General features: G+C 73.0%; 21 protein-coding genes and 1 pseudogene. 8 read left to right on the top strand and 14 right to left on the bottom strand.

All coding sequences use genetic code 11. The annotated features are described in order from the left end of the window. The first annotated feature begins 84 nt into the window (after nucleotides 1–84). The gene (locus AC1VM9_RS17710) at nucleotides 85–1,272 is read left to right on the top strand and encodes a Fic family protein (protein WP_483123560.1); all 1,188 of its coding nucleotides are present in this window, start codon (nucleotides 85–87) and stop codon (nucleotides 1,270–1,272) included. 75 nt (nucleotides 1,273–1,347) lie between these two features. On the opposite strand, the gene AC1VM9_RS17715 is transcribed toward AC1VM9_RS17710, so the two are convergent. The 5 genes from AC1VM9_RS17715 to AC1VM9_RS17735 form a co-directional block, all read right to left on the bottom strand. Then, complete coding sequence (locus AC1VM9_RS17715) at nucleotides 1,348–2,538, bottom strand: DUF2332 domain-containing protein (RefSeq protein WP_483123562.1); 1,191 nt, start codon at nucleotides 2,536–2,538, stop codon at nucleotides 1,348–1,350. Continuing rightward, entirely contained in the window at nucleotides 2,522–3,064 is a 543-nt protein-coding gene (locus tag AC1VM9_RS17720) for a DinB family protein (protein ID WP_481341120.1), read from the bottom strand. The genes AC1VM9_RS17715 and AC1VM9_RS17720 overlap by 17 nt, the downstream gene beginning before the upstream one ends. A gap of 14 nt (nucleotides 3,065–3,078) precedes the next feature. Next, nucleotides 3,079–4,242, bottom strand: coding sequence for a methyltransferase domain-containing protein (locus AC1VM9_RS17725; protein ID WP_483123563.1), 1,164 nt, complete (start codon nucleotides 4,240–4,242; stop codon nucleotides 3,079–3,081). Nucleotides 4,243–4,366: 124 nt separating this feature from the next. Further along, nucleotides 4,367–4,600 (bottom strand): MarR family winged helix-turn-helix transcriptional regulator, encoded by a 234-nt coding sequence (locus AC1VM9_RS17730; protein WP_483123564.1) that lies wholly within the window; start codon nucleotides 4,598–4,600, stop codon nucleotides 4,367–4,369. Continuing rightward, nucleotides 4,557–4,880, bottom strand: a complete 324-nt coding sequence (locus AC1VM9_RS17735) for a hypothetical protein (protein ID WP_483123566.1) — start codon at nucleotides 4,878–4,880, stop codon at nucleotides 4,557–4,559. The genes AC1VM9_RS17730 and AC1VM9_RS17735 overlap by 44 nt, the downstream gene beginning before the upstream one ends. Nucleotides 4,881–5,139: 259 nt before the next feature. On the opposite strand from AC1VM9_RS17735, the gene AC1VM9_RS17740 reads away from it, so the two are divergent. Further along, complete coding sequence (locus tag AC1VM9_RS17740; RefSeq protein ID WP_483123567.1) at nucleotides 5,140–6,516, top strand: MFS transporter; 1,377 nt, start codon at nucleotides 5,140–5,142, stop codon at nucleotides 6,514–6,516. A gap of 165 nt (nucleotides 6,517–6,681) precedes the next feature. Beyond that, nucleotides 6,682–7,000, top strand: a pseudogene (locus AC1VM9_RS17745) (RNA polymerase-binding protein RbpA). Between the two features lie 69 nt (nucleotides 7,001–7,069). Here the strand turns inward: AC1VM9_RS17745 and AC1VM9_RS17750 are convergent. The 7 genes from AC1VM9_RS17750 to kdd are packed head-to-tail and all read right to left on the bottom strand — an operon-like array spanning nucleotide 7,070 to nucleotide 14,117. Next, nucleotides 7,070–7,618, bottom strand: coding sequence for an FxsA family protein (locus AC1VM9_RS17750; protein WP_481345008.1), 549 nt, complete (start codon nucleotides 7,616–7,618; stop codon nucleotides 7,070–7,072). Continuing rightward, a complete protein-coding gene (locus AC1VM9_RS17755) occupies nucleotides 7,615–8,409 on the bottom strand; it encodes a polyprenol monophosphomannose synthase (protein WP_481345007.1) in 795 nt (264 codons plus the stop codon). The genes AC1VM9_RS17750 and AC1VM9_RS17755 overlap by 4 nt, the downstream gene beginning before the upstream one ends. Then, nucleotides 8,406–10,052 (bottom strand): apolipoprotein N-acyltransferase, encoded by a 1,647-nt coding sequence (lnt, locus tag AC1VM9_RS17760; protein WP_483123568.1) that lies wholly within the window; start codon nucleotides 10,050–10,052, stop codon nucleotides 8,406–8,408. The genes AC1VM9_RS17755 and lnt overlap by 4 nt, the downstream gene beginning before the upstream one ends. Before the next feature lie 60 nt (nucleotides 10,053–10,112). Continuing rightward, nucleotides 10,113–10,616: a 3-aminobutyryl-CoA ammonia lyase gene (kal, locus tag AC1VM9_RS17765; protein WP_483123569.1), complete on the bottom strand. Its 504-nt coding sequence runs from the start codon at nucleotides 10,614–10,616 to the stop codon at nucleotides 10,113–10,115. Beyond that, the gene (gene kamE, locus AC1VM9_RS17770; RefSeq protein WP_481345004.1) at nucleotides 10,613–11,398 is read right to left on the bottom strand and encodes a lysine 5,6-aminomutase subunit beta; all 786 of its coding nucleotides are present in this window, start codon (nucleotides 11,396–11,398) and stop codon (nucleotides 10,613–10,615) included. Before kamE ends, kal begins: the two co-directional genes overlap by 4 nt. Next, nucleotides 11,395–13,002: a lysine 5,6-aminomutase subunit alpha gene (gene kamD / locus AC1VM9_RS17775; RefSeq protein WP_483123571.1), complete on the bottom strand. Its 1,608-nt coding sequence runs from the start codon at nucleotides 13,000–13,002 to the stop codon at nucleotides 11,395–11,397. Before kamD ends, kamE begins: the two co-directional genes overlap by 4 nt. Continuing rightward, complete coding sequence (gene kdd / locus AC1VM9_RS17780) at nucleotides 12,999–14,117, bottom strand: L-erythro-3,5-diaminohexanoate dehydrogenase (protein ID WP_483123572.1); 1,119 nt, start codon at nucleotides 14,115–14,117, stop codon at nucleotides 12,999–13,001. Before kdd ends, kamD begins: the two co-directional genes overlap by 4 nt. Before the next feature lie 91 nt (nucleotides 14,118–14,208). Here kdd and AC1VM9_RS17785 point away from each other — a divergent pair, with 91 nt between their 5' ends. From AC1VM9_RS17785 to AC1VM9_RS17800, 4 genes are read left to right on the top strand one after another with little or no spacing between them, the layout of a single operon-like run. Further along, a complete protein-coding gene (locus AC1VM9_RS17785) occupies nucleotides 14,209–15,651 on the top strand; it encodes a KamA family radical SAM protein (protein WP_483123573.1) in 1,443 nt (480 codons plus the stop codon). A gap of 30 nt (nucleotides 15,652–15,681) precedes the next feature. Further along, nucleotides 15,682–16,374, top strand: coding sequence for a TetR/AcrR family transcriptional regulator (locus AC1VM9_RS17790; RefSeq protein ID WP_483123574.1), 693 nt, complete (start codon nucleotides 15,682–15,684; stop codon nucleotides 16,372–16,374). Continuing rightward, entirely contained in the window at nucleotides 16,371–16,880 is a 510-nt protein-coding gene (ybaK, locus tag AC1VM9_RS17795) for a Cys-tRNA(Pro) deacylase (RefSeq protein WP_481343674.1), read from the top strand. Before AC1VM9_RS17790 ends, ybaK begins: the two co-directional genes overlap by 4 nt. After that, nucleotides 16,877–18,142, top strand: a complete 1,266-nt coding sequence (locus AC1VM9_RS17800) for a multidrug effflux MFS transporter (protein WP_483123576.1) — start codon at nucleotides 16,877–16,879, stop codon at nucleotides 18,140–18,142. Before ybaK ends, AC1VM9_RS17800 begins: the two co-directional genes overlap by 4 nt. Before the next feature lie 48 nt (nucleotides 18,143–18,190). On the opposite strand, the gene AC1VM9_RS17805 is transcribed toward AC1VM9_RS17800, so the two are convergent. After that, complete coding sequence (locus AC1VM9_RS17805; protein ID WP_481344997.1) at nucleotides 18,191–18,649, bottom strand: Lrp/AsnC family transcriptional regulator; 459 nt, start codon at nucleotides 18,647–18,649, stop codon at nucleotides 18,191–18,193. A 120-nt stretch (nucleotides 18,650–18,769) separates the two neighbouring features. Between AC1VM9_RS17805 and AC1VM9_RS17810 the strand changes: the two genes are divergently transcribed. Then, entirely contained in the window at nucleotides 18,770–19,705 is a 936-nt protein-coding gene (locus tag AC1VM9_RS17810) for a 5'-3' exonuclease (RefSeq protein WP_483123577.1), read from the top strand. Nucleotides 19,706–19,780: 75 nt separating this feature from the next. On the opposite strand, the gene AC1VM9_RS17815 is transcribed toward AC1VM9_RS17810, so the two are convergent. Beyond that, nucleotides 19,781–19,981 (bottom strand): cold-shock protein, encoded by a 201-nt coding sequence (locus tag AC1VM9_RS17815; RefSeq protein ID WP_481341194.1) that lies wholly within the window; start codon nucleotides 19,979–19,981, stop codon nucleotides 19,781–19,783. Between the last annotated feature and the right edge of the window lie 154 nt (nucleotides 19,982–20,135).

The raw sequence follows: 20,135 nt of genomic DNA on the forward strand, positions 1-20,135 counted from the left end.
GCTCGCCGCCGCCGGGTGGACGCTGACCCCTGGCCACCTCCTTGGTAAAGGTTGTCCGATAACCTTTACCAAGGAGGTGGCGACATGGCGGTCAGCTGGCCCGCGCTCGGGTGGCGCAGCGTGCCCTGGCAGCCGATCGAAGGGCTGCTCGACCTGTCGCGCCGGGCGCTGCGAGCCACGCCCCGCACCTACGACGCGGCCCTCGTCCCGGCCGTGGCGGCCGCCACGCTCATGCTGCCGGGGGACCTGGCCGCGGACCTGGACGAGGCGACCCGGCTGCTGGCCGCGTTCGACGCCGGCGGAGCGGGGGAGATCGCCCCGTTCGCCGCGGTTCTGCTGCGCTCGGAGAGCGCCGCGAGCTCGCAGATCGAGAACCTCACGTCCTCGGCCCGAGCCCTCGCCGAGGCCGAGATCGGGGAGGGCGACCGCGCGAACGCCTCGCTCATCCTCGGCAACGTCCGGACGATGCAGGCCGCTCTCGACCTCGCCGGCCGCCTGGACGAGTCGGCGATCCTCGCGATGCACCGGGCCCTCATGGCCCAGCAGGTCCGCCACGCGGCAGGGGAGTGGCGCACCGAGCAGGTCTGGGTCGGCGGCTCACCCCTGCACCCCGGCCGGGCCGACTACGTGCCGCCCGTGGCCGCGGACGTCCCGGGCCTCGTGGCCGACCTCGTCGCCTTCATGGACCGCGACGACCTGCCGCCACTGGCCCAGGCCGCCCTCGCGCACGCCCAGTTCGAGACGATCCACCCGTTCACCGACGGCAACGGCCGGACCGGTCGGGCCCTGCTGCACTCGGTGCTGCTGCACACCGGCGCGATCCACCGGGTCACGGTGCCCATCTCCGCCGGCCTGCTCGCCGTCCGCGACGAGTACTTCTCCGCCCTGACCGCGTACCGGGCCGGTGACGCGGAGCCCATCCTGCGGTGTGTCGCCGGTGCCGCGCGCAGCGGGGCCCACGTCGGCGAACGACTCGTCGGGGCGCTGCGAGACGTCCGTACGGAGTGGGAGGAGCGCCTCACGGCCCGTGCGGGGTCCACCGCTCGGGCAGTGCTCGACCTCCTCGTCCGCCAGCCCGTCGTCACGGCGCGCGTCGTGGCCCGCGAGCTCGGCGTCACGGCGCCGACCGCGCAGTCCGCGATCCAGCGACTCGTCGGCGACCAGATCGTCGTGGAGTCGACCGGACACCGGCGCAACCGCGTGTACCGGGCGCCTGATGTGCTCGCCGCGCTCGACGACTACGCCGCCGGCCTTGGCCGTCGGGTTCCGTGATCGAGTTCCATTGCGCCACAACATGATTCGCCCATAATCGACATTATGATGTTCGCTGGCAGGCGAACTCGAGGCTCACCAGGTGTCGATCCACGTGCCGTGCGGGTGCCCGACACCGAAGACGCTCGGCCGACCCTCGGCGCCGTCGACCCAGCATCGCAGTCCGAGCACCGTCGGGCCCTCGCCGCCCCGCGGGTGATCGGGCAGGCCGGGCACGCAGCCCGGCGGCTCCGCCGTGAACCACGTCAGCCGCGGGACCGACCCGGCGATCCGGGCCAGCTCGGCGCCGAGGGCCGCCCGCCGCTCGCGCTCGACGTAGGTCAGCGCCCACGAGCTGAACACGACGAGGTGTTCGGCGACACCCGCGTCCGAACCGGCGCGCGCGTCCTCCAGCGCCGCGTCCACGGCCCGGGCGACGTCCTCGACGATGTCGCCCCGCAGGACGAGGGGAGGGTCCGCGCGCAGCACCTGCCGGGCGGCCTCGAACCGCTCGACCCGGCCCGGCACGTCCGGCCACAGGCACGCGCGCAGCCAGCGCACGGCGTCCTCGTCCTCGAGCCCGACGGGGTCGCGGTCGAGGCCGGCGCGCCCCGCCACCTGCGGCAGCGGTCCGAGGGCCGGCCGGCGGGCCGAGCGGTCCAGGCCCTCGCACCGGACGCGCGACGCGGCGTCGCCGACCGTCGCACGCGCACCGTCCCGGGTGGTCGTCGTCACGGCGTACCGGTCGACACCGAGCAGCAGCCCAGCGCTCGCCCCGAGCTCGACGAGTGCCACGCGACCTGGTCCGGCCGCCTCGCGGGACCGCGGACCCGAGCTGCCCGCCGCTGCAGCGAGTCCCGCTGCCACGTAGACGCAGCGGTTGACCTCGTTGGTCTGCGTCGTCCGCGTGGCGACGGTCCGACGCAGCTCGTCGACGTGGTCGAGGACGGTCTCGCGCACGTCGGGCCACGGGTCACCGGTGGCGACGGCATCGCGCCCGACCACGCTGGCGTACCACCGTGCAGCCGGCACGTCGGGCCGCCGCAGGACCAGGTCGTGCAGAGCCGCGAACCACAGCACGGGACGGGCTTGACCGGACTGGGCCGCCACGAGCAGCCCGGCCGTCTGCAGGTCCTCCGCGACGCGTCGGCTCACCGTGCCGTACAGCGGCAGGGAGGCGTACTCGGCACCGAACTCGCGAAACCGCCGACGCACCCGGTCGAGGCGCTCCACGTCGGCCCCGCCGTCCTCGTCGCGCGCCCGGCCCGGCTCAGAAGCCGGTCGCACCGTCGACCCGTTCCCGGACGAGGTCGGCGTGCCCGTTGTGGCGGGCGTACTCGCCGATGAGGTGGAGGTAGACGAAACGCACCGAGAAGGGCTCGGCGCCGGAGTGCACGACCTCCTCGAGGTCGTGCACCGCTGCCACGGCGTCGGCCTCGCGCCACTCGTCGAGGAGGGCGGCGTAGTCGTCGGCGGCGCCCTCGGGGTCCAGCTCGTCGAAGTCGCGGTCGACGCCCTCGCCGAACCCGTGGAGGGGCGCGACGTCCTGGCCACCGACACGCTGGCGCCACCAGACCCGCTCCACCTTGCGCAGGTGGCGCAGCAGGCCGAGCAGGCTGATCCCGGACGGGTCGACCGCGCGGATGGCCAGCTGCTCGCCGGTCAGGCCGGAGCAGATCGCGAGCAGCGTGGTGCGGTGGTGGTCCAGCAGACCGGCGAGCAGCTCCGGCTCGCGCGCCACGAGCGAGCCGTCCGGCCGCTCGACGACCGGTGCCCTCCACGGGGCGTCGGCGCTCGTCGATGTCGTCGTCACGGGTCCTCCGGGGGTCAGGGTGCTCGCTCGAGCAGGACGGCGACCTCGTGGTGCGAGGTCTGCGGGAACATGTCGAAGAGGCGCGCCTCGCGGGGGCGCAGGGACGGCATCGCGGCGAGGTCACGGGCCAGGCTCTCGACGTTGCAGCTGGAGTACACCACGTGCGATGCCTCCGACGCCTCGAGCCAGGCTGCGAGCCGGGGGCCGATGCCGCGCCGGGGCGGGTTGACGACGACGAGCGAGGCGGAGGCCGGGGTCGCGGGCAGCAGGTGCACCTGCGTGGCGTCACCCACGGTGAACGCGAGGTCGGCCCGCGCCGCTCCCGACGCGGTGAGCCGCTGGGCACTCCGCCGAGCCGACGCGACGGCCTCCGGCGCCACCTCGACGCCCCGCACGACGCGGTCCCGGCGACCCGGCGCGACGGCTGCCTGGAGCGCGAACCCGCCCACGCCGCAGTAGAGGTCGAGGACGACCGCCGGGTCGACTCGCGCCACCCAGCTCCGGGCCTGTCGGTACAGGGCGCCGGCGACCCCGGTGTTCGTCTGGAAGAAGCTCGCCGGACGCAGGAACAGCTCGATGTCGTCGAGGCGCATCGGCAGGACGTCGGCGTCGGTCAGGACGATCTCTACCTCGCCCTCGGTGACGGCCTTGTGCTCGGGCTGGAGGTTCACGGACACGACGCGCACCCCGGGCAGGGCATCGAGGATGACGGGTAGCCGGGACCGCAGCAGGGCCACGTGCTTCTGCGAACGCAGGACGAAGCGGAGCATGACCTCCCCGTCGGGGGAGTGGGTCAGCAGCACGTGCTTGACCTCGCCCCGCCGGGCGGGCACGTCGTAGGGCTCGAGGCCGAGGGCGTCGAGGAGGTCGGCGACGCGCGGCACGAGCTCGGCGAGCCCGGGCTCGTAGAGGCCGCAGTGGCGCAGGTCGACGCCGTGTCCGTCGCGGTCGAGGATGCCGACGGTCGTGGCACCGGGGGAGCCGCCGACGACGAGCTTGGCCTTGTTGCGGAAGTGTGACTCCGGGCCGGCGTGTGCGGGCAGCCACCGGACGCCCGGGGCGACCGGAGCCAGGACGCCGGCGACGTGCCGCTGCTTGTCCGCCAGCTGGTCGGCGTACGGCAGGCCCATGAGGCTGCACGAGCGGCAGCGCGCGGCGTCGAAGTAGTCACACTGCATCGGGGTCAAGGCTACGGTCGCGGGCGGTGGTCTACCGCGAGGGGTAGAGGACCCGATCCTCTGGAGTGACATAATGTCGATTATCGGCGTTTTGGGGTGGTCGTCGGGCACGCCGAGGTGGGCGTCAGGCGTGCCCACCCGACCCGACGACGCGAAGCCACGTCCGCAACGAGCTCTCCAGCGCTCTGCGCTGCACGGGCGTCAGCCCGGCCAGCAGGGCGTCGTCGGCCGCCATGACCCCGCCGATGGTCTCGTCGACGCGCTCGCGGCCTCGTGGCGTCAGCCGCACGTGCACGGTGCGTCGGTCCGGCTCCTCACGGACCCGCTCGACGAGCCCCAGCCGCTCCAGTGCCGCCACGCGCTGCGTTGTCGCGCCCGGCGTCACCCGGCAGCGCCTCGAGAAGCTCACCGGCCGTCAGGCGGTACGGCGCGCCGGCCCGGCGCAACGTCGCGAGGACGTCGAGGTGGCTCTGGTCGAGCTCGTGGGCGGCCAGCGCCCGCGACCTGCCGTCGGCGACCATCGCGGCCAGGCGCACGAGCGGCGTCACGATGCCGACCGACGACACGTCGACGTCCGGGCGCTCACGCCGCCACGCGTCGACGACCGCCTCGACCTCGTCCCCCGTCACGTCCTCCACCACCAATACTTTAGCGCTAAATTGGCTGGCAGGCGCGGTCTCGCGGTGCGAACGTCGTCGGCACCAGGCGTCAGGCCCCCGTCGGGGCCCCGACGCACGAGGGTGATGCCGCAATGGAGCTGTCGACCTCCTACGCCGTCGTCTCGGCCACGTGCTTCACGCTCGTCGGCACGGGAGACGGCTCCGCGGCCCCGAGGCCCGACGGCGTGTTGAGGCGGTGCCGGGGCCCAGCCCCGCCGCGTTGTGGGACGCTCCTGCCATGTCCGACGTCGCCGTCAACGCTGCCCGACCGGAGACGCGGGAGCAGCGGTCCTGGTACTGGTACGACTGGGCCAACTCCGCCTACGTGACGACCACGGCCACCGTGCTCATGGGTCCCTACCTCACGGCCATCGCCAAGCAGGCCGCCTGCCCGGGCATCGCCGACGGGGTCGACTGCACGACCGACCTGTCCGTCCTCGGCATCCCGGTGGCGGCGGGGTCGCTCTACGCGTACACCGTCACGGTCTCGACGATCATCTCCGCGCTGATCCTCATCGTCATCGGCGCGATCGCCGACCGCAGCGCCCACCCGACGCGGCTGCTGACCGCCTTCGCCTGGGCCGGGGCCGTCGCGGCGAGCCTCATGTTCCTCGTCGCCGGCACCAGCTGGCAGCTGGGCGTCCTGCTCATCCTCGTCGCGAACCTGTGCCTCGGCGCGTCCCTGGTCATCTACGACTCCATCCTCATCCGCATCGCCAACGAGAACGAGCGCGACCGGGTCAGCTCCAAGGGCTGGGCGCTGGGCTACCTCGGCGGCGGCATCCTGCTCGCCCTGAACTTCGGCCTGCTCACCTTCGCCGGGACGCTCGGCATCAGCGAGGGCACGGCGGTGCGCATCAGCCTCCTGTCGGCCGGCCTGTGGTGGGGAGCCTTCACGGTGATCCCCTACCTCGGCCTGCGCCACCTCACAGGAACGGTCACGACGCCGGTCGACCGTCCGGCCGGAGTCGTCGGCGGCAGCCTCAAGCAGCTCGCGAGCACCTTCCGGGACCTGCGCCACTACCCCCAGACGCTGCTGTTCCTCCTCGCCTACCTCTTCTTCAACGACGGCATACAGACGGTCATCGGCAGCTCGAGCCTCTACGGCCAGGAGGAGCTCGGGTTCGGGCAGAGCACGGTGCTCGGCGTCTTCCTGTTCGTCCAGTTCGTCGCCTACGGCGGTGCGCGCCTCTTCGGCCTGACCGCCGCCCGCATCGGAGCCTGGCGGACCGTGCTGTACGGCATCGCGCTCTGGACCGTCGTGGTCGTCATCGCGTTCTTCGTACCGGCCAGGCAGCTGGTGCTCTTCGTCGTCCTCGCGCTGCTCATCGGCATCGTCCTCGGCGGCACGCAGGCGCTGTCGCGCTCGCTGTACAGCCAGCTCATCCCGCGGGGGCGCGAGGCCGAGTACTTCAGCCTGTACCAGGCCATGGAGCGCGGCACGAGCTGGCTCGGCACCCTCATCTTCGGTCTCGTCTACCAGTTCAGCCACAGCTACCGCTGGGCCATCGTGGCGCTGGTCGTCTTCTTCGTCGTCGGTGGCGTCCTGCTCTCCCGGGTCCGGATGCGCGAGGGCATCGAGCAGGCCGGAAACCCGGTTCCGGCGGTCATCTGAGGCCCACCTACAATTCGCGACCCGGCGGGAACAAGTCAACCGTTTCGGTCGTTCATGCGTCTGTGAGGGTAAGACACCTGCAGGGGTGTCGTCAGAGGCAGGATGTCTGGAGGGGTCCACATGGCCGATCGAGCACTTCGCGGTTCCAACCTCGGGGCGAGGAGCATGGAGTCGGACGACAACGTCGTCCCGAGTGAGCGACAGATCACGGTCTACGTGTGCCCGGAGGGCCACCGTACGGAGCTTCCCGTTCTCCATCGAGGCCGACGTGCCTGCGACGTGGGAGTGCCGCTGCGGCCTGGACGCCAAGCTCCAGGGCGGCGGCCCCGAGCCCGAGGCGAAGCCGGTCAAGCACCAGCGCACGCACTGGGACATGCTCCTCGAGCGTCGCTCGATCCCCGAGCTGGAAGAGCTGCTGGAGGAGCGCCTGACCCTGCTGCGCGAGTCGCGCGGTGAGAAGCCGCGGCGGCGCAAGAGCGCCTGACGCCCTCCCGCAAGGACCACCGAGGAGCCCGCCCCGTTCGTGGGGGCGGGCTCCTCGTCGCGTCGACCGTCAGCGGTCGTCGTCGATGATCTCGCCCTCGACGACCTCGTCGCTCGAGGTCGAGCGCGTCGGGCCCGTCGGTGGTGCCGTCGTGCCCCAGCCGGGCCGGGCCGTGACCGCCGGGCCGCCGAAGCGCTCCGCCGAGGCGAGCAGGTGACGGCTGACGACCGCCTCCACCAGGCGCCGGGCCACCGGCCGCGTCACGGGCAGCACGAGCAGGAGGCCGATGACGTCGGTCACGAACCCCGGCGCGAGCAGCAGCGTCCCGCCCACGAGGACGACGACGCCGTCGGCGAGCTCCCGGGCGGGCATCCGGCCGCTGCGCAGCGCGCGTACCAGGGCGTGCCAGGCCCGCGCGCCCTCGCGCCGGATGAACCACACCCCGAGCAGGGACGTCGCGAGCAGGAGCAGGAAGGTCCACCAGCCGCCGATGGCGTGGCCCACCGCGACGACGACCGCGATCTCGACGACCGGCACGACGAGCAGCGCCGCGAGCGCCACCCGGGAGGGACGCAGACGGCGACCGCCGCCTGCACGGCCACGCGGCGGGGGCGTCACGTCCGCTCCCCCACCGGAGCCGGCGTCTCTCGACGGGCGGAGACGAGCCCCCGCACCTGCCCGACGCGGTGCTGGATCCCCCAGCGGGTCACCGACGTCAGCGCTTCACGGACGATGTCTCGCCCCATCTTCGACACGCCCACCTCGCGCTCGACGAAGGTGATCGGCACCTCGACCACCCTCAGGCCGGTCCGGACCGCGCGCAGGGTCAGGTCGATCTGGAAGCAGTACCCCTGGGACTGGACGCCGTCGAGGCCCATGGCCTGCAGCGCGCTCGTGCGGTAGACCCGGTAGCCGGCCGTCGCGTCGTTGACGTGCATGCCGAGCATGACCTTGGTGTAGACGTTGGCGCCGACCGAGAGCACCTTGCGGTGCACCGGCCAGTTGCGCACCTCGCCGCCGCGCACCCAGCGGGCCCCGATGACGAGGTCTGCGCCCGCGAGCGCCGCCAGCAGCGACGGCAGCTGCTCGGGCAGGTGGGAACCGTCGGCGTCCATCTCGACGGCGGCGTCGTAGCCCTCGTCCATGACGAGGCGGAAGCCGGCGAGGTAGGCCTGGCCGAGTCCCTGCTTGCGGTCGCGGTGCACGACGCGGACCTGCGGGTCGGACGCCGCCAGGGCGTCGGCGACGGCACCCGTGCCGTCGGGCGAGCCGTCGTCGAGGACGACGACGTCGGCCTCCGGCGCGCTGGCCCGCACGCGAGCGACGATCCCGGCCAGGTTGTCGCGCTCGTTGTACGTCGGGATGAGCACGGCCACCCGGGTGACCGGCTCACGCTGCGTCGTCGTCATCCTCTTCCTTCGTCTGGTGCGGCGCCCGGGTCGGCGCCGTCCGGCGGCCCCTCCGCACGGCCGGCAGGGGCAGGACGAGCAGGACGAGCAGCGCCGCCGCGGCGACCCCCTCGGGGACCTCCCCCACCCGGGTCGCCAGCGTCGTGGCGTCCCGCAATGGTAGGGCCCCGCGGACCACCGCCTGTGTGAACAACGACGTCACCTGGTGGGCGGTTCCGTCCGGGAGGATGAGGGCGCTCTGGCCGACCGTCGAGACGTGCACGACCGAGCGACCGAGCCTCCATGGCACGGATCCGGCTGATCGCCAGCTGCTGCGGCGACTCGGCCGTGTACCCGAACGTCGCGTTGTTCGTCTGGACGACGAGGACGTTGGCGCCCGAGGTCACGACGTCGCGCATGATGTCGTCATAGGCCACCTCGAAGCAGATCGCGAGGCCGGCGCGGACCTGTCGGCCGTCCGCCGCCTCCACCGTGAAGACCCCCGGGCGGCTCCCCTTGGCGAAGTCGCGCCTGACGAGGTCGACCTCGCGGCTGAAGGTGCGCCAGAACGCCCGGTCCGGGATGTACTCGGCGAACGGCACCGGGTGGCGCTTGACGTAGCGGTCGGTGTTGCCGCGCCCGGGGGCGAAGAGCAGCGACACGTTGGACAGCTTGCCGGCCGGCTCCTCGAGGAGGCCGCCGACGACGAGCGGCCGGTCGAGGTACTCGACGGTCTGGAGGATGAGTTGCTTGGCGTCGGCGTTGCGCAGCGGGTCGATGTCGGAGGCGTTCTCGGGCCAGACGACGAGGTCGGGTGCCGGCGCCCGACCAGCGGTGACGTCCTGCTGGGCCTTGATCGTCGCTGCGACGTGGTTGTCGAGGACGGCCCGCCTCTCGGCGTTGAAGTCCAGACCCGGACGCGGCACGTTGCCCTGCACGCCGAGGAACTGCTCGGTGGGCCCGTCGGTCGGCAGCGGGACGGCCAGGCCCGCCAGGCCCAGCACGAGCGCGCCCGCGAGCGGAGCCAGGTCTCGACGCCGCGGGCCCGACGGGGCCGGCGCCGGGGTGCCGACCGCGTCGGTGTGGGCCCCCCGTGCGAGCAGCCGCTGGGCCGCGAGCGCGAGGAGGCCGCCCGTGAGCGCGACGACGAAGGCGACGAAGGGCGTGCCGCCGAGGGCGACGAGGCGACCGAAGGTGCCGTCGGCCTGCCCGAAGGCGATCTTGAGCCACGGGAACCCGCCGTACGGGGCGCGGGCGCGCAGGCCCTCGGCGACCACCCACACGAGGGCGAACGCGAGCGGTCGCACCCGCCCGGACCGGCTCAGCCAGCCGTAGAGCGCGCCGGCCAGCCCGAGGAACAGCGCCTCCAACGTCGCGAGGGCGATCCACGGGACGGCACCGACGTAGATGCCCGACCACGACAGGGTCGGGACGAAGAACACGAGGCCGGAGGCGGTGCCGAGCAGCAGGCCCCGACGGCCCGGCCGGAGCGGCCGGCGCCGATCCGCACCCCCGGGCAGACCCGCGGACGCGCCGGTCCAGGCGCAGGCCATGAGCGCGAGCGCGAGCGGCGCCGCCCACCACACGTCGAACGTGGGGAACGCGAAGCAGAGGAGACCCCCACCGGCCACCGCGAGGCCGAGGGGCGCGAGGTGACGCCGCACGGGCATCACCGTATGTCGTCGGGGCCCGGACCGCGGAACCGGCTCGGCGCTCGAGCGAGGTCAGGGGACGACGACGACGCCGCGGGCCGTCGTCGCGACCAGGGGCGGGTCGAGCACGTCGGCGGCCGACGCACCGCGCTCGGGCGCCCCCCGGCCGACGACGCGGACCTCGAACTCCATCTCACGGCTGCGGTGCCCGACGCGGACGATCTCCGCCGAGACCTCGATGACGTCACCGGCCCGCACCGGTGCCCGGAACTGGACGTCGCTGTAGGAGGCGAAGAGGCCCTCGTCGCCGTCGGTCCGGATGCACATCTCGGTCGCGACGTCGCCGAACGCCGCGAGGGAGTAGGCGCCGTCGACGAGGTTGCCGGCATAGTGCGCGTGGTTGTACGGCACGTAGCGGCGGTGGGTGACGCGTCGTCCGACCTCCGCCGTCGTCGCCCGCTGCGCCGGCGGTTCAGCACTGCTCGTGCTCGTCGTGCTCGTCGTGCTCGTCGTGCTCGTCGTGCTCGTCGTGCTCGTCGTGCTCGTCGTGCTCGTCGTGCTCGTCGGGTCGCTCATCGTCTCGCCTTTCGCCGGGTCATCTCGTGCACGAGGTAGCTGGCGACCTCGCCGGGGGTCGTGCCGCGGCCGAAGACCCGGTCGACGCCGAGGGCCTTCGCCGAGCCCTCCTCGAACCGGGGGCCACCCGCGACGAGGATCGGCACCTCACCGGCCGGGTACGCCTCGCGGAAGGCCGCCGACATCTGGGTCGTGTTGTGCACGTGGGCATCCCTCTGGGTCACGACCTGGCTCACGAGGACGGCGTCGGCCCTCTCGGCGCGGGCCCGCGCCACGAGGTCGGGCACGAGCACCTGTGCACCGAGGTTCACGACCGTGATCTCGCGGTAGTACTCCAGGCCCTTCTCGCCGGCGAAGCCCTTGATGTTGAGGATGGCGTCGATGCCCACGGTGTGCGCGTCGGTGCCGATGCAGGCACCGACGACCACGAGCCGTCGGCGCAGCAGCCTCCTGATCGCGGAGTTGGCGTCCTTGGCCGAGAGCAACGGGTACTCGCGCTCGACGACCCGGACCGCGTCGAGGTCGACGAGGTGGGTGACGCTGCCGTAGACGACGAAGAAGGTGAAGTCCGGGCCCATAGGCTTGGCGTGCACGAGCAGCGCCGGGTCCAGACCCATCTTGCGGGCCAGCTGGAGGGCCGCGCCCTCGGCCCGCTTGTCGTGCGGCACCGGCAGGGTGAACGACACCTGCACCATGCCGTCACCGGTCGTGTCCCCGTAGGGCCGGACGATGCTGCCGTGCGGGCCTCTGCGCGGCTCCGCGGCGCGCGGTGCGCGGCTCATCGCGCGTCCCTGCCGGTCGTCCACGCGTCGAGCGCGGTGACGGCCGGGTTGTCGTAGCCCTCGGCCCGCCTGACGACCCCTTCGAGCCCCTTGCCCCGGTCGGGCGGCCGGCGCATGAGCCCGAAGGTCCCGTCGGCGATGGCCGCCAGCAGCGGGGGTTCGCCGGAGGCATCGGTGTCCTCGACGATCCGCTCGAGGAGGTCGACGGCCTCGGACAGCACCTGCCGGGCCCGCGTCTGGATGAACCCGTCGCGTGGCGGGTGGAAGTCCTCGGTGAGCCCGCTCGCGGCATTCATGACGTACCGGACGTTCTGGAGGGCGAGGTCGCGGTCGGACAGGAACGGGGTGACGACGGCCTCGGTCATCATCCCGACGAGGAGGATCCCCTGCCCGGTCATGGCGCCGACGAGGTTGAAGAACCCGTCGAGCAGGTAGCCGCGGAAGACGTCGCCGGTCATGTGCTTGGTCGGCGGCATCCACTTCAGCGGTGCGTCCGGGAACAGCCGGCGGGCCAGCAGCGCGTGGGCCAGCTCCATGCGGAAGCTGTCGGGCAGGTCGGGGTTGATCTCGAAGGCGTGCCCGAGCCCGAGCTGCCAGTCCTCGAGCCCGGCCTCCTTGGCGAAGCGCTCGTTGAGCAGCTGGCTGACCGTCACGGTGTGCGCTGCCTCGACCGCGTCGGCGGTCGTGAGGTAGTTGTCCTCGCCCGTGTTGATGATGATGCCGGCTCGTGCGTGGATCTGCCGTGAGAACCGCTGGTCCACGAAGGTCCGGACCGGGTTGATGTCCCGGAAGAGGATGCCGTACATCGAGTCGTTGAGCATCATGTCGAGGCGCTCCATGCCCGCGAGAGCCGCGATCTCCGGCATGCACAGGCCGGATGCGTAGTTCGTCAGGCGGACGTAGCGTCCGAGCTCCCTGCTGACCTCGTCGAGCGCGGCTCGCATGAGCCGGAAGTTCTCCTGGGTCGCGTAGGTGCCGGCGAAACCCTCGCGCGTCGCGCCCTCGGGCACGTAGTCGAGCAGCGACTGCCCGGTCGAGCGGATGACGGCGATGACGTCGGCGCCCTCGCGGGCCGCGGCCTGGGCCTGCGGGATGTCCTCGTGGATGTCTCCGGTGGCGACGATGAGGTAGACCCACGGCTTGTGCGGGGGCTCGCCCAGCCGTCGGACGAGGCGCTCACGCGTGGCGCGGGCCCGGTCCACGGTCCGCAGCCCTGTCCCGACGCCACGCGCGGCCGCCCGCCGGGCCGCCGTGGCCGCGCGCCCCTCCGGGAGCCGGAACGCGACGTTCCCGCCGGCCGCCTTCTGGGCGAGCGTCAGGAGGTCGGGCGCCTCGCCGCGGAGCAGGGCGTCGTAGACCGGCGTCGTGACGCCGTGCTCGAGGCCGACGCCGGTGCGGACGGCGTCGACGAGGTGGTTGACCCACGGCACGCGCTCGTGGTCGGCACCGGCGAGGCCGGCGAGGCGCAGGGTGGCCCGCTCGACCGAGACCGTCGTGTGGCTCCGCGCGAGCCGCACGACCGGGGCCGCGGCCCGGCGCGCCAGGGACCGCGCCCGCCGGACGACCGCCGGGTCGAGCTCGAGGACAGGTGCGGGGCGGCTCACGCCTCAGATCCTGCCGTCTCGCGCGCGAGCCGCGACTCGAACAGGGCCCGGACCGCCGGCACGGTGCGCATGAGCGACAGGGCGAGCTCGGCGTGGCCGGGCACGTACCCGTTGCCGATGAGCATCCGCACATCGGCGGCGACGCCCTCGGCTCCGAGCGCCGCCGCCGCGAAGCTCGTGGCCATGCTGAAGAAGATGACGGTGCCGCCATCGGCGGTGGCCAGGATCGCGGGCTGCTCGCAGCCGGGCACGTCGACGCAGACAACCGTGACGTCGGCAGGTCCGCCCGCGGCCTCGACCGCAGCGGCGAGCCCGAGGGGGCTGCGCGCGTCGGCGAGGACCACGACGTCGGCCAGGCCGGTCGCCTCGAGCAGGCGGCGCTCGCGCTCGACCGGCACGACGCCGATGGTGCGCGCGGCCCCCGACGCGCGCGCCGCCGCCAGCGACAGCGACCCGGACTTGCCGGCCGCACCGAGCACCGCGACGGTCGGCGCGGTGCCGCGGGCCGTGTGCTCCCCGACGACCCGGGACACGAGGGCGGGAGCCCCGCACACGTCCATGACCATGAGGGCCAGCCGGGGCTCGAGGTCGTCCGGCAGGACGGCGGCGATGCTGCGGCCGAAGAGGATCGCGTGGCCCCGCGCCGGCACCCGTTCGGATCGGCCGTCCCAGCGGGCGAGCCCGTCGCTGATGGCCAGCGGCGTCAGGGACAGCGAGACGAGGGTGGCGACCCGGTCGCCCACGGCCAGACCCAGTGGGCTCGCCGGGCCCACCTCCTCGACGGTTCCGATGAGCATGCCGCCCGAGCCGGTGACGGGGTTCTGCATCTTGCCGCGGTCGGCGACGATGGCGAGCACCTCCTCGCGGACCGCCTCGCCGTCGAGGACGCCCGCCCGCGTGTGCTTGTCGGCGAGCTGGCGGTAGGAGGCGGCGTCGAGGTTGAGGGTGTCGACCGTGATGCGGACCTCGTCCGGCCACAGCTGCGGGCGCGCGTCGAGCCGGTGGGCCGCCTGCGGGAGGGTCGGCCCCTCCTCCCCCACGGGGTCGAGAACGCGGTGCAGCCCCACGGGTGAGGTCTCACGCGCGTCCGTGGGCGGGGGTGGTGTGGTGGTCACGGCGGAGATCCTCCGGTCGCAGTGGATGCGTACGACAAATCCTTTCGCATCATAGGAGGTCGGAGGGTGATGCTTCGGTTATCGTCGGGACATGACACAGGTGTCGCAGCCGTACGCCTACCGCCGCCGCGAGCTCGTCGAGCCGGACTGGACCAGGCTGCCCGGCTGGACCGCCGTCACGCCATCCGACTGGGACAGCGCCCAGTGGCAGCGCGCCCGCTGCGTCAAGAGCGTCGCGCAGCTGCGGGCCGTCATGGGCAACCTCCTCGAGGACCGCTTCTACGCCGACCTCGAGCGCGACCAGGCGCAACGGGCCACGATGTCGATGCTCCTGCCTCCGCAGATGCTCAACACCATGGTGCCCGCCACCGACGAGCCCGTGCCGGCGGCCGGCGCCGCCTTCACGGCGGCCTTCTACGCCGACCCCGTCCGCCGCTACATGCTCCCGGTGTTCTCCGACCGGCGCACGGACTGGCCCTCGCACCCGCACGCCACGCGCGACTCCCTGCACGAGCACGACATGTGGGTGGCCGAGGGGCTGACCCACCGCTACCCGACGAAGGTCCTCGCCGAGCTGCTGTCGACGTGCCCGCAGTACTGCGGGCACTGCACGCGCATGGACCTCGTCGGCAACTCGACGCCGCAGGTGGCCAAGCTGCGGTTCGGGCTCAAGCCGGTCGACCGCCAGGAGGCGATGCTCGACTACCTGCGCCGCACCCCGGCGGTCAGGGACGTCGTCGTCTCCGGCGGCGACGTCGCCAACATGCCGTGGAAGAACCTCGAGGCGTTCCTCGACCGGCTGCTGGAGATCGAGAACGTGCGCGACATCCGCCTCGCCACCAAGGCCCTCATGGGTCTGCCCCAGCACTGGTTCGCCGGCGACGTCGTCGAGGGCGTGGCCCGGGTGGCTCGGACCGCCCGCGAGCGGGGCGTGTCCCTCGCCATCCACACCCACGTCAACAGCGCGCAGTCCGTGACGCCGGCCGTGGCGCGGGCCTCGCGGGCGATGCTCGAGGCGGGGGTCCGCGACGTGCGCAACCAGGGCGTCCTCATGCGCGGCGTCAACGACACCCCCGAGCGCCTCCTCGACCTGTGCTTCGCCCTCGCCGACGGGGCGATGGTCACGCCGTACTACTTCTACATGTGCGACATGATCCCGTTCGCCGAGCACTGGCGCGTCTCGCTCGCGGAGGCCCAGCGGCTCCAGCACGAGATCATGGGCTACCTGCCGGGATTCTCGACGCCCCGCATCGTCTGCGACGTCCCGCTCGTCGGCAAGCGCTGGGTCCACCAGGTGGAGCAGTACGACCGGGAGCGCGGAATCTCCTACTGGCGCAAGAACTACCGCACCTCCATCGAGGCTGACGACACCGAGGCGCTGTCGCGCGAGTACGTCTACTACGACCCGATCGACACGTTGCCGGCCTCCGGGCAGCAGTGGTGGCGCGAGACCGTCGACCACGAGGAGGTCCTGGCGGCCGCGGACGAGCGGGCCGCGTCGAGCCGGGCGGCCGCGGAGTCGCAGCTCGTCTGAGGCCACCGGCACCGCACGTAGACTGCCGCGGTGACCTCCCGCTCCCCCGCCACCCGCGTCCGCATGCCCCGCGCCGAACGCGAGGCGCAGATGCTCGAGGTGGCCGAGAGCGTCTTCTCCCGGCGTGGGGTGCAGGCCGCGACGATGGACGAGATCGCCGAGCAGGTCGGGGTGACCAAACCCCTCATCTACGACTACTTCGGCTCCAAGGAGGGCCTGCTCGCGGCGACGATCGAGCGGGCCCGGGGCCAGCTCATGGCCGCGCTCATCGGTTCGTGGGCGGCGGCCGACGCCGCGGACACCCCGGTCCGTGAACGCGTCCGGCAGGTCGTCCACGCGTTCTTCACCTTCATCGACGCGCACGATGCCGCGTTCGCCCTGCTGCGCACCGAGGGCGCGCTCATCGGCGAGGCGTCCGACTCGGTCGAGCGGATCCGCCAGCAGACCGCCAAGGCCTTCGCGGAGGGCCTGCTCGCCCTGCCGGAGTTCGGGGCGCAGACCGCCACCCGCGTCACCGCGATGGCCGAGGTGCTCATCGGCGGCTGCGAACGGCTCGCCGTCTGGCGCAGCACGCACCCCGGCGGCATGGACGCCGACGAGGCCACCGACCTCGTCGTGACGACGATCTGGGACGGCCTGTCTAGCGTCGGCGCGGCGGGCCTCGACCCTCACGGGGACACCCATGCGGACACCCCTGCGGACACCCCGGCGGACGCCCGGTGACGCCGCGTCGCAAGGGCGCCGAGGGGCCGACGACGCAGGCCACGCTCGCGCTCGACCGCGCGAAGGTCGCCTGGCGCGGACGTCCGTACGACCACGACCCGTCGGCCCCGAGCTACGGGCTCGAGGCGGCGGCAGCGCTCGGTGTCGAGCCGGCACGTGTCTTCAAGACGCTGCTCGTCGACACCGGTCGCGGCCTGGCCGTGGGCATCGTCCCGGTCGACGGACAGCTCGACCTCAAGGCCGTCGCCTCGGCGCTCGGCGCGAAGTCGGTGACGATGGCCGATCCCGCAGCCGCCGAGCGCAGCACCGGGTACGTCGTCGGCGGCATCTCCCCCGTGGGCCAGAAGCGCGCGCTCCCGACGGTGCTCGACGACTCGGCGTTCGAGCACGAGACCGTCCTCGTGTCCGGGGGTCGCCGCGGGTTCGACGTCGAGCTGGCACCGGCGGACCTGGCCGCCGTGACACGTGCCGTCCGGGCCCCGATCGCGCGGGGACCCAACGGATGAGGGCCGTACCCGCCAGCACGCGGCTCGGCCGCGCCCGGCTCGTCGTGATCCTCGCGGCCCTGACGATGGTGGGCCCGTTCTCCATCGACACGATCTTCCCCGCGTTCGACGTCATCGGCCGCGAGCTGGCGGTCGACGCGGTGACGATGCAGCAGACGCTCAGCGTCTACCTGGCGACGTTCGCGGTGGCGAGCCTCTTCCACGGCTCGTTGTCGGATGCGCTCGGGCGCAAGCCGGTGATCCTCGTCGGCTGTGGGCTCTACGCCGCGACGAGCGCGCTGTGTGCCCTCGCGCCGAGCATGCCGTTGCTGCTCGGCGCCCGCGCCGTGCAGGGCCTCGTCGCCGGTGCCGGGATGATCGTCGGCCGGACCGTCGTGCGCGACCTGTTCGACGGGTCGGCCGCGCAGCGGTTCATGTCGCACATCTCGGTCATCTTCGCCGTCGCGCCCGCACTCGCGCCGATGGTCGGCGGCTGGATCCTCGGGTGGGGCCAGTGGCGCACGATCTTCTGGGTGCTGACCGGCTACGGGGTCGCCCTCGTCGTGGCGACGCTCGTGGCCCTGCCCGAGACCCATCCGGCGTCCGAGCGGGTCCCGTTCCGCCCGCGCCCGCTCGTCGCGTCCTTCGTGTCGGTGGCCCGCGACGCGTCGGTCGTGCGCCTCGGCGCGGCGATCGCCCTCAACTTCGCGGGGCTGTTCCTCTACGTGTCCTCCGCGCCCGTCGTCGTCGTGGAGCACCTCGGTCTCGGGCCGCGCGACTTCGGGGTGCTCTTCGTCCCGCTCGTCGTCGCGATGATGCTCGGCTCGTTCCTCACGGGGCGGCTCGCCGGGCGGGTCCGCCAGGGCGCGTTCGTCCTCGCCGGCTTCGTGGTCTCGCTCGCGGGAAGCGTCTTCGCCGTGCTGTACCAGGGCCTGTCGGCGGCCCCCTCGACCGTGTGGACCGTGCTGCCGGTCGGCGCGATCTCGCTCGGTGTCGCGCTCGTCTTCCCCGTCCTCACCATCGCCATGCTCGACCTGCGACCGCGTGAGCGTGGCGCGGTGTCCTCCTTCCAGTCGTTCCTCAGCACGTGCGCGAACGCCCTTGTGGCAGGGGCCCTCTCGCCCCTCGTCAGCGGGTCGCTGACGACGCTCGCCCTCGTGGCCGGCTCACTGACGAGCGCCGCGCTGGCCCTGTGGGCCTGGCACCGTCGGACGCACCTGACCGCGTCGCGCGCACCGGTCCCGCCCGACGCGTCGGCCGAGGAGCCCACCGACCGGCTGTGACGCGTCCGGCACGGCTTCCCTTGTGCCGCAAGGTCGCTCGGGCGGGCGCTACTCCTGCTCGCGCGGGATGGCTGAGGCGCTTCGACCCTCCCACGGCGTCGACAGGACGACGGTCGTGCGGGTCGAGACGTTGGCGGCCGAGCGGATCCGCGCGAGAAGGTCCTCCAGGTTGCCCGGTGTGCCGACGCGCACCTTGAGGATGTAGCTCTCGACCCCGGCCACCGAGTGGCAGTCCTCGATCTCGGCGATGTGCGCGAGGCGCTGGGGCACGTCGTCGGGCGCGCTGGGGTCGAACGGCGTGACGGAGATCAGCGCTGTCAGCGACAGGCCGAGCGCCTCGGGCGAGACCGTGGCCGCATACCCGGTGATGACGCCCCGCTCCTCGAGCCGCCGGACGCGCTGGTGCACCGCGGACGTCGACAGGCCCGTCGCCTTGCCGAGGTCGGTGTAGCTCATGCGGCCGTCTGCGAGCAGCAGGCCGACGAGGCGACGGTCGAGTTCCTCCATGCCGGAAGGGTAGACCAGCAGTGCGGTGCCCGCCGGGCAGTTCCTCATCGCGGTACGGACGCGTCGTCGGCGCCCGCGGGCCCGCCGCGGCGGGCCCGCGGGCACCGCTAGTCTCGGCGCATGGCGTCTCCGCGGCTCATGCTCCTCGACTCGGCCTCGCTGTACTTCCGGGCCTTCTTCGGCGTTCCCGAGGTGATCGGCCCGAGCGGCACCCCGACCAACGCGGTTCGCGGACTCCTCGACATGATCGCCTCCCTCGTCGAGCGCGCCCACCCCACCCACCTGGCCGCCTGCTGGGACAACGACTGGCGGCCGGCCTTCCGCGTCGCGGCCATCCCGTCGTACAAGGCGCACCGCGTGGCCGCCCGCGGCGAGAACGAGCTGAACGGCGAGGAGGCGCCCGAGGCCCTCACCGTCCAGGTGCCGATCATCGTCGACGCCCTGCGCGCCCTCGGCCTGGCCCGCGTCGGAGTCGACGGGCACGAGGCCGACGACGTCATCGGCACGCTGGCCACCACATGGTCCGGGCGGATGCCCATCGACATCGTCACCGGCGACCGCGACCTGTTCCAGCTCGTCGACGACGCCAACGGCGTGCGCGTCGTCTACACCGCCCGGGGCGGGGTCCGCGCCCCCGACTTCGTCGACCAGGCGTTCATCGCCGAGAAGTACGGCGTCGCGAACGGACGCGCCTACGCCGACATGGCGGCCTTGCGGGGCGACACGAGCGACGGCCTGCCGGGCGTCGCCGGCATCGGTGAGAAGACGGCCGCCAAGCTCATCACGACCTACGGGACGCTGGAGGGGCTGCGCGCGGCGATCGACGGGGGCGACCCGGCGCTCAAGGGCGCCCAGCGGGCCAGGCTCGAGGCCGCCGGCCAGTACCTCGACGCCGCGCCACGCGTGGTCGAGGTGGTCCGCGACGCCCCGCTGCCCCACGTCGACCTCGCCCTGCCGACCGCGGTCGCCGACCCCGCGCTGATGTCGCGCCTGGCCCTCGAGCACGGCCTGACGTCGTCCTTCGACCGCGTCGTCACCGCCCTCGGCATCCGCTGATCCGGGCTCTGGTACGCGAAGAGGTCGGTCCCGGACGGGACCGACCTCCTCGTGACGGCCCGACGGGCCGCGGCGTCAGAGAGCGCGGACGCGCATCGCCTGCGGGCCCTTGGGGCCCTGCTCGACGTCGAACTCGACGGCCTGGTTCTCCTCGAGGCTCCGGTAGCCGTTGCCGGTGATCTCGGAGTAGTGGACGAAGACGTCCGGGCCCTCGGTCGGAGCGATGAAGCCGAAGCCCTTCTCCGCGTTGAACCACTTGACAGTTCCCTGTGCCATGTCTGGCTCCTTCAGGTTGGAGGTCGGAGCCGCTCGGACGAGGGCTCCGTGTCGCCACAAACGCACGACCCCAGAGACCTGAGATGAGGCGCGCTCGCTGTTCGGTCCTTGCGAGCGTGCGAGCACAGCACCAAAAACGTCGACGGTCCCACCA

The sequence above is a fragment of the Monashia sp. HAY1-11D genome, from assembly GCF_056868035.1.

Excerpts from the sequence above, each read along its gene's own strand:
- AC1VM9_RS17810 (WP_483123577.1), top strand. The coding sequence starts at position 18,770 with ATGGCGTCTCCGCGGCTCATGCTCCTCGACTCGGCCTCGCTGTACTTC.
- AC1VM9_RS17800 (WP_483123576.1), top strand. The coding sequence starts at position 16,877 with ATGAGGGCCGTACCCGCCAGCACGCGGCTCGGCCGCGCCCGGCTCGTC.
- AC1VM9_RS17785 (WP_483123573.1), top strand. The coding sequence starts at position 14,209 with ATGACACAGGTGTCGCAGCCGTACGCCTACCGCCGCCGCGAGCTCGTC.
- AC1VM9_RS17805 (WP_481344997.1), bottom strand. The coding sequence starts at position 18,649 with ATGGAGGAACTCGACCGTCGCCTCGTCGGCCTGCTGCTCGCAGACGGC.
- AC1VM9_RS17815 (WP_481341194.1), bottom strand. The coding sequence starts at position 19,981 with ATGGCACAGGGAACTGTCAAGTGGTTCAACGCGGAGAAGGGCTTCGGC.
- kamE (WP_481345004.1), bottom strand. The coding sequence starts at position 11,398 with ATGAGCCGCGCACCGCGCGCCGCGGAGCCGCGCAGAGGCCCGCACGGC.
- AC1VM9_RS17710 (WP_483123560.1), top strand. The coding sequence starts at position 85 with ATGGCGGTCAGCTGGCCCGCGCTCGGGTGGCGCAGCGTGCCCTGGCAG.
- AC1VM9_RS17740 (WP_483123567.1), top strand. The coding sequence starts at position 5,140 with ATGTCCGACGTCGCCGTCAACGCTGCCCGACCGGAGACGCGGGAGCAG.
- AC1VM9_RS17755 (WP_481345007.1), bottom strand. The coding sequence starts at position 8,409 with ATGACGACGACGCAGCGTGAGCCGGTCACCCGGGTGGCCGTGCTCATC.
- kal (WP_483123569.1), bottom strand. The coding sequence starts at position 10,616 with ATGAGCGACCCGACGAGCACGACGAGCACGACGAGCACGACGAGCACG.
- AC1VM9_RS17725 (WP_483123563.1), bottom strand. The coding sequence starts at position 4,242 with ATGCAGTGTGACTACTTCGACGCCGCGCGCTGCCGCTCGTGCAGCCTC.